Source organism: Sphingobacterium sp. NPDC055431 (assembly GCF_053644255.1).
This window is the reverse complement of the sequence record NZ_JBSHLH010000010.1, coordinates 145672-154252: the sequence shown is the minus strand read 5'-3', so window position 1 is coordinate 154252 and position 8581 is coordinate 145672. Positions and strand designations below refer to the sequence as shown.

Here is an 8581-nt window from a genome sequence, read left to right as displayed (position 1 = left end):
GTACGCTATGTTGAACCAGGATGCCCTTCGCATAGCTCAGGGTAGGGATGGGAGGATGGGCCAAGATCGGGGTCTTGAACCAGGATGCCCTTCGCGTAGCTTAGGGAATGGGATGGGAGGATGGACCAAGATTTAAGGTTCCGCAGGAAGTTTTGTTAGCACACTGCTATTCTGAACGATCAGTGAAGAATCTGTAGACTTTTTTTTTAAGGAGGCTGTCATTCTGCACCGAAGGTGCAGGAACTGTACGCTATGTTGAACCAGGATGCCCTTCGCATAGCTCAGGGTTCGGGATGGGAGGATGGGCCAAGATCGGGGTCTTGAACCAGGATGCCCTTCGCATAGCTCAGGGAATGGGATGGGTGGATGGGCAAAGATTTAAGGTTCCGCAGGAAGTTTTGTTAGCACACTGCTATTCTGAACGATCAGTGAAGAATCTGTAGACTCTTTTTTTAAAGGAGGCTGTCATTCTGCACCGAAGGTGCAGGAACTGTACGCTATGTTGAACCAGGATGCCCTTCGCGTAGCTCAGGGAATGGGATTGGAGGATGGACCAAGATCGGGATCTTGAACCAGGATGCCCTTCGCGTAGCTCAGGGAATGAGATAAGAGGATGGACCAAGATCGGGATCTTGAACCAGGATGCCCTTCGCGTAGCTCAGGGAATGGGATAGGAGGATGGACCAAGATCTGGTTTTGAGCCAGGATGCCCTTTGGCAGAGCTCAGGTTCTGGATATAAGAACAAGATAGTTTTCCAACTTTGAAAATTCTGTTGTCTTATGTCTTATATCTGTTAGTCTAAACTAAACAATATGTCTATTTTAATTTGGAATAATTCTTAACAATATTTAGATTTGTTCCAAATTAAAAGAGAGCACATGATTTGTCCATTAGCAAATTTTGAAGAGATTTTCCAAACTGAGGATGGGGCTGTATACCAATGTAGCCGTAGGAACTGTTATTGGTTAGATTTTCAAGGGTCTACAACTGCTTTTAGGGTTAGGGACTTTTTTGCTTTTAAGAAGAGGGTAGATGCCATTGATCTGGAAATGATGCTGAGCAATTCGGCTAGAGCATTTGATTTTGAGATCATTATGCCCTTCAGGACCGATAGTATCTTTGTTTTATCTGTGCAAGACATCATTAAATTAAAGGCTGTACTTTCTGGTGCGAAATTTATGATCGAGCTGAATAGCGAAATCAAAGCCTGCCTACAGGCCAAAGCCTTGATTGCCATTTAATATTCTTTATAATTATACTGATTCTAAATAGCTTAGCTAATATTATGGCTAATTTAGACTGAATTTGTATTACATATTTTTCCTACAATTTCTTTCGTTTAGCTTTATCTTTGTGTTAAGGAAATCGACATAAGGTTTCTTGTTATTACATAAAAAGGAAAATATATTATGAAAGATTTATTGAAATTAAAAACATCTATCTCAGAGGAGATTGAAAACATATTGAATGAACAAGTTAAAGTAGAAGCACACTCATCAGCATTGTATTTGGCAATGTCAGCATGGTGTGATGATCAAGGCTTGGACAATGCAGCAGATTTCTTTGCTAAACAATCAGATGAAGAGCGTACTCACATGCTAAAGATCTTCAAATACATCAGCGACCGCGGTGGACGTTCTATTTCACCTGAAATCACGAATGTACCAGTTGATTTTGAATCTTTCAGAGGTGTATTCGAGCAAACATTGGAGCAAGAGATGTTCGTAACGGAACAATTTAACAAGATCGCTGACAAATGTTTCAAAGCAAAAGATTTTGTAACATTCAACTTCATTCAATGGTTCCTAGAAGAGCAAGTAGAGGAAGAATACATTGCCAGACGCATCCTAGAATTATTCGACGTAATCGGCGAAGAAGGTACTGGACGTTGGGAAATTGACCGTCATTTAGTGAAAGTAACTTTCGATGGAGAATAAAATTCTTTAAAAAGTAAAAAAAAGGGGCTAAAATCACATTTTAGCCCCTTTTTTTTATACAATTATTTTCAGTTTATACGTTTTAATAGTAAATTTCAGTTTATAGTTATTTAGTGAATTTTTAGATTGCCAATTTAGTCTATAGCTTTGTGAGAAATTACTGTTTAGGTATACTTATTTTGCTTCTAACATTTTTAGGATTTCATGAGCTCCATGCTCAAGAAGCCTTGAAAAATGTAGAAGGTGTGGTAGTTGACAGTACGGGGCTTGGGATGAAAGATGCATCGGTAAGGTTGATTAGCAATATCGATACCATGAGCACGACCACGGATGCAAATGGCTTCTACCAATTCAGGAATGTCAAAGGGAAAAACCTCAATATTTCCTATAGTATGTTGGGATACCAGATCGTAAACAAGAGTATTCCTACTACCGTATTCATCAATAAGATTTTCGTACCGCGAGTTGTACTATACCCACAGTCCACATTAATTCCCGAGGTTAGGGTAGTAAAAGTCATCCCTGTCGTGGATCGCGGGGATACGATCCAATTCAATATGTCCGCATTTTCTTTTCCTGAACATTCACTTCTTGAAGAGGCCATCAAGCAATTGCCAGGTTTTCAGGTCCTGCGTGATGGTACAACATATTATAATGGTCAATTGATTCGGGGAGTACGAGTGGATGGCAAGAAATTCTTTGGTGGTGACCTGCTGACTGCTACGCGAAACCTCCCTTCGGAGTTTGTAAAACAGGTTGAAGTCATCAATGACTATGGCGATCTCTCTATGGCAAAAGGTATTAAGACATCAGATCCGGAAAAGATCATCAATATTATCCTAGAGGAAGATAAGAAGCGGATTACCTTTGGGCAGGGAACGATTGGTGCGGGTACACGGGACCGATTTATCGGTAGTTTAGGTATCAATAAATTCAATGATGGTCAGGAAATGTCCATTATTGGTTCCTTGAACAATACGAATACCAGTCTATTCCTTTTTGGTTCGCCAGATGGAGCTGGAGGTAGGAATACGGACCTTTCTGAGGTGGGAGACTTTTCAGACCCTAATGATGGTTTGAACAAATTAGGGTCGCTAGGGATTTCTTTTACCGATAACCTAGGCGATAATATTACCTTGAATGGAGGATATTCCTATCAAAGTAAGTTTAACCTAACGGAAGGAAATTCTTTGTTGACCTCTTCATATGCAGGCTATAAGATCCACCGTTTCGAGAAGTACCAAAGCCGTTCCTATGATAACTTGCATACCTTGAATTTGGAGATGAATGCCAAGTTCAAAAATAACGATGTATTAAAGATCAATCCAAAAGTTGCCTATAATCGGGAGTATTTCTATAACCATAGAACGACGGATTTGACCAACCGAAGATTGCATGATATTGGTGAGAGACAGGATACGACCATCAATAGTAAGCCTTCGGCTGATATTTCAGTTCTCTATTCCAAATACTTTCACAAGCCGGGAAGAAAGCTCGTTGGTGATCTGAAATTAAATTATCAATCATTGACCAAGGATGATGTGGTATCGGAATACTATGAAAGTTTTGATTCTACTGGAACCATTCCTACGATGACGAGTTATCGACAGCGGCAACTGGTGGATGCAAGAAATGATGTTGCAGGAGTAAAGAGTTCGTTATCATATGTGGAGCCTTTCTATGAACATAGTTTATTGGAGATATTCCATGAAATGGACATCAATAATATTGAAGCTGTTCGTACCGTGCGGGATCCGTATTACCTAGGTGGGGAATTTGTTGATTCCTTGGCCATGGACTATGCCTATCAGTTTAGGAGCTTTAAAACAGGATTGAACTATCAATATGAACCTAACAAGAAATTCAGGGTCAATATGGGTTTTTCGGTACAACCTGTCAATCTATCCGGAAGGGTGCGAGGTGATACCACGATCTATAAATATAATAACGTGAACCTGGTACCCTCTACCACCATCCGTTATAAATTCAGCAATGACCTGGAAATCAAATTGGCCTATTTGGGAAGAAACGTACAACCGACTTTTTTACATATCTCGCCAGTAAGGGACAACTCGAATTCAAGGAACATTATTATCGGTAACCCTTCATTGAAAGCTGAATTTTCCAATCAGTTTTCTACCACATTAAGGAAGTTCGTACCGACCCGTGGGCAGTATTTCCAGACCGATTTTGCCTATACCTTTATTGCGAATAAGATCGTAACAGCAAAGAAATCATTATCCAATGAAACCATTCAGGAAACTACTTTCGAGAATACCGATGGCTATTACGATATCAAGTGGTATTATGAGTTTAATTCGCCTATTTTTTCGGATGAGCTGAACTTAGGACTTTCAGGAAATGTAGATTATTATAATAACCTGTCCTATATCAACGATAGGAAGAGTACGACGCAACAGGTGTTATTTAACCAAAATGTGCAGTTTAGGTACTTGCCGAATGAATATTTTGAATCGGTTTTCAATACCAATTATTTCCTGAACCGTGCTGTTTACGAGCTTCCCTATAAAAATAAGATTGCTGCCCATTCCTTTTTGTTGAGTTTGGCAGGTAGAGGTTATCTTTCGGAGAATTTTGTTTTAGGTGCTGAGATGTCGCAAAAGTTTTATAATGGTTATGTGAGCGAATTGAGTGATGTAAATCCAACTATTATCAATACCTACCTAGAATATAGCTTTTTGAAAAACAAAGCAGCATTAATTAGGTTACAATGTAATGATATCATGGACCAGAACAAGAATGTGGGGGTAATGACTTCATATGTTGGTAACGATGTATTTGAATCTAGGAACAATAGGTTGGGGCGATACTTTATGTTGACCTTTAACCTACGTTTGCAAACTTATCCGAATAAATAAATGAGAGCAGCAGTAATGACAACATTTGGAGGGCCTGAGGTTTTTCAAATTGAAGAAAGGGAATATTTAACACCGACTGGGGATGAGCTAGTGATTGAGGTCAAGGCTGCTGGAATCAACCGTCCAGATGTCTTTCAAAGAAAGGGGCATTATCCAGCTCCAGCGCATGTCATCCAAGAAATTCCAGGTTTGGAAGTTTCCGGTATCGTTAGCTCCATTGGACCAGAGGTGCACAGATTTAAGGTTGGGGATGAAGTGATGGCTCTGTTGCCAGGTGTAGGTTATGCGACCCAAGCTTGCGTATCAGAAAGAGCATGTTTGCCAAAGCCCAAAAACTTGAGTTTTGAGGAGGCAGCTTGTATTCCGGAGACGGTTTATACTGTTTGGCATAATGTCTTTCAAAGGGGGCGATTAAAGAGGGGTGAGCGGGTACTGATCCATGGAGGAACAGGAGGCATTGGGACCACGGCAATTCAGATTTGTAAGCAATTTGGTGCCATAGTCTATTGTACCGTAGGGTCAGAAGAAAAAAGAAAGGTAGCTTTGGACCTTGGTGCTGATAAAGCCATTAATTATAAGACTGAAGATTTTGTTGATGTCCTCAAGCCGGAAGGTCTGGATGTAATATTGGACAGTATAGGTGGGGTATATTTCAACAAGCATATCGCTTTGCTGCATGAAGATGGAAGGTTGGTACAGATCAATGCCATGGAAGGCGGAAAAGTGGAATTGAATCTTCTGAAGCTGATGCAAAAACGGATCACGGTGACGGGTTCGACATTGAGAGGGCGAGACCTTTCTTTCAAAGGAGAGTTGACAAAAGAAATTGAAACAAATATTTTACCTCTTTTAGAAAAAGGGGAGATCAGACCACTGCTAACTAAAATCTTTCCCTTTGAGGAGGTAATTGAGGCACATCGCTATTTTGAGAGTCCAGAACAGTATGGGAAAATAGTGCTTAGAATGGATAGCTAAATACTTTTAGCGATTGGCTTTGTCAATTATTTTCCTATATTTAGAAATTGATAAAACCTATTTTTCACAAAATGAACTTAAAATTTATTACTACAGCTTTATTGATAGGTACGACTGTCTTATCAGGATTTGCTCAAAAAGTTGGGAAGGTTGAGAAACCGATCGATTTGGTGAGCACCTTGGTGGGTACACAATCTACTTATTTTTTATCCAGCGGTAATACTTATCCAGCGATAGCCCTGCCATGGGGGATGAACTTTTGGAGTCCCCAAACCGGAAAGATGGGCGATGGATGGATGTACACCTATACCGCAGAGAAATTGCGTGGAATAAAACAGACCCATCAGCCATCACCTTGGATGAACGATTATGGTCAATTTTCCATTATGGCGATGGTCGATAATAAGACTTTCGATCAGGACAAACGTGCGAGTTACTTTTCGCATAAGGCCGAGGTTGCAAGACCACATTACTATTCAGTATACCTTGCTGACTATGATACGAAGGTGGAGCTAACTCCGACAGAACGTGCTTCATATTTTAGGTTTACTTTTCCAAAAACAGATTCAGCTTTTGTATTGATCGATGCTTTTGATAAGGGTTCTTACGTAGAAGTTATTCCTAAGGAGAACAAAATCGTTGGTTATAGTACGAAGAACAGCGGTGGAGTTCCTGAGAACTTCAAGAATTATTTCGTGATGACCTTTGATAAGCCATTTGCGAATGTTTCAACTTTCGCTGATTCAGTTTTGACTGATGGCCGGTATATGGTAAAAGCAGACCACGTGGGCGCTATTGTAGGGTTCCAGAATGCGAATGCAGGTGAACAAGTGTTGATGAAAGCTGCCTCTTCTTTTATTAGTCCTGAACAGGCGGTTCAGAACTTGAAGGAGTTAGATGGTGTAACATTTGACGAACAGGTTAAAAAAGGAGAGGATATCTGGAATAAGGAATTAGGAAAGATTGAAATAGAAGGTGGAAACATTGACCAGATGCGTACGTTCTATTCTTCCCTGTACCGATCGTTATTGTTCCCAAGGATGTTCTATGAGATCAATGCACAGGGCGAGGTGGTTCACTATTCTCCATATAATGGGAAAGTGCTACCAGGCTATATGTTTACTGATACCGGATTTTGGGATACGTTCAGGGCCTTATTTCCATTCCTGAACTTGATGTACCCAGAGATCAATGAAAAGATGCAGGAAGGCTTGGCAAACGCCTACCGTGAAGGTGGTTGGTTGCCTGAATGGGCGAGTCCTGGATATAGAAATATCATGGTCGGTAACAATTCTGCTTCTGTAGTAGCTGATGCGTACATCAAAGGGGTTAGATCTAAAGATATTGAGACCTTGTATGAGGCGGTATTAAAAGGTGCCAACAATGCAGGGCCAATAACAGCCGTAGGTAGAGCAGGGGCCGAATACTATAATGAATTGGGTTATGTGCCGTATGATGTGAAAATTAACGAAAATGCTGCCCGTTCTCTAGAATACTCTTATGATGATTTTGCTATCTATCAATTAGCAAAATCATTGAACAAAGATTCCGATAAAGATTTCTACAAAAAGAGAGCTTATAACTATCAGAAGTTATTTGACCCATCAACAGGCTTGATGCGCGGTAAGAATAAGGATGGATCATGGTCTACACCATTCAATCCATTCAAATGGGGAGATGCTTTTACAGAAGGTAACAGTTGGCATTACAGCTGGTCCGTATTCCAGGACGTTGAAGGGTTTTCGAAATTGTTAGGTGGACATAAAGCAATGGAAATCAAATTGGATTCTGTATTTACCTTACCTCCAATTTTTGATGATAGCTATTATGGCTTCCCAATCCATGAGATCCGTGAAATGCAGATTGCCAATATGGGTCAATATGCGCATGGTAATCAGCCTATCCAACATATGATCTACTTATACAATCATGTGGGAGCTCCTTGGAAGGCTCAGTATTGGATCAGGGAAACGATGAACAGAATGTATTCGCCAAATCCTGATGGATACTGTGGTGACGAGGATAACGGCCAAACTTCAGCTTGGTATGTGTTTTCAGCCATAGGCTTCTATCCAGTAACTCCTGCTACCGATGAATACGTGCTAGGATCGCCAGTATTTGATAAGGTCACTTTGCATTTAAGCAATGGCAAGACCGTGAATATCGAGTCTAAGAACAACTCTGACCAGAACCGTTATATCCAGAACATGAAATGGAATGGCAAGAACTATACAAAGAACTATATCAATCATAGTGAATTGTTGAAAGGTGCTAATCTGCAGTTTGACATGGGTGCAGAGCCTAATAAGAAAAGAGGGATCAATAAAGCTGACCTTCCTTACTCCATCAGTAAGGACGATCAATAGACTGATCAATACCTAGTGAAAAAAAAGCTCCAAGATTAGTCTTGGAGCTTTTTTTAGGTTAATAGGTTGGAGAGATTAAAAAAGGCTTGAAATCAATTCAAGCCCATAAAAATTCGTTTTATCTTACCCCATACCTTAGGGCGCGCACATGTTCCTTTACTAGATGTATTCTGGTAAATTAATTGCTTTTTGGCTAGTGAAGATTAAAAATCTTCATCATCGTCGTCAAAATCATCGTAGCCGCCGATCGAATCGATATCGTCTAATCCGAATTCATCATCGTCATCAAAGTCATCATCATCGTCATCAGGACCGTTGAAGTTGAGCACTCTTTCATCAACCTTTACATCTGTTTCAATTGCTTGCATTGTAGCCATGTTGTTTATTATGATATTTTTCTTTTGTTATGTAAAATTATAGAAG

The 8581-nt window shown here is 40.2% G+C and carries 6 protein-coding genes; 5 read left to right on the top strand and 1 reads right to left on the bottom strand.

The window, feature by feature from the left end; genetic code table 11:
* Positions 1-879: 879 nt before the first annotated feature.
* From ACWIB3_RS11100 to ACWIB3_RS11080, 5 genes are all read left to right on the top strand, one after another.
* On the top strand, positions 880-1242 hold the full coding sequence (locus tag ACWIB3_RS11100) for a DUF6686 family protein (RefSeq protein WP_185211945.1): 363 nt from the start codon (positions 880-882) through the stop codon (positions 1240-1242).
* A 168-nt stretch (positions 1243-1410) separates the two neighbouring features.
* Positions 1411-1938 (top strand): ferritin, encoded by a 528-nt coding sequence (locus ACWIB3_RS11095; RefSeq protein WP_185211946.1) that lies wholly within the window; start codon positions 1411-1413, stop codon positions 1936-1938.
* Positions 1939-2117: 179 nt separating this feature from the next.
* Positions 2118-4817 (top strand): outer membrane beta-barrel protein, encoded by a 2700-nt coding sequence (locus ACWIB3_RS11090; protein ID WP_454291619.1) that lies wholly within the window; start codon positions 2118-2120, stop codon positions 4815-4817.
* Positions 4818-5792, top strand: coding sequence for an NAD(P)H-quinone oxidoreductase (locus ACWIB3_RS11085; protein ID WP_454291618.1), 975 nt, complete (start codon positions 4818-4820; stop codon positions 5790-5792).
* A gap of 71 nt (positions 5793-5863) precedes the next feature.
* Positions 5864-8158 carry a GH92 family glycosyl hydrolase gene (locus tag ACWIB3_RS11080; protein WP_185211949.1) on the top strand — a complete coding sequence of 765 codons (2295 nt, stop codon included), beginning with the start codon at positions 5864-5866 and terminating at the stop codon, positions 8156-8158.
* A gap of 203 nt (positions 8159-8361) precedes the next feature.
* Here ACWIB3_RS11080 and ACWIB3_RS11075 read toward each other — a convergent pair whose 3' ends face one another.
* Positions 8362-8535 carry a hypothetical protein gene (locus tag ACWIB3_RS11075; protein ID WP_185218788.1) on the bottom strand — a complete coding sequence of 58 codons (174 nt, stop codon included), beginning with the start codon at positions 8533-8535 and terminating at the stop codon, positions 8362-8364.
* Positions 8536-8581 lie beyond the last annotated feature (46 nt).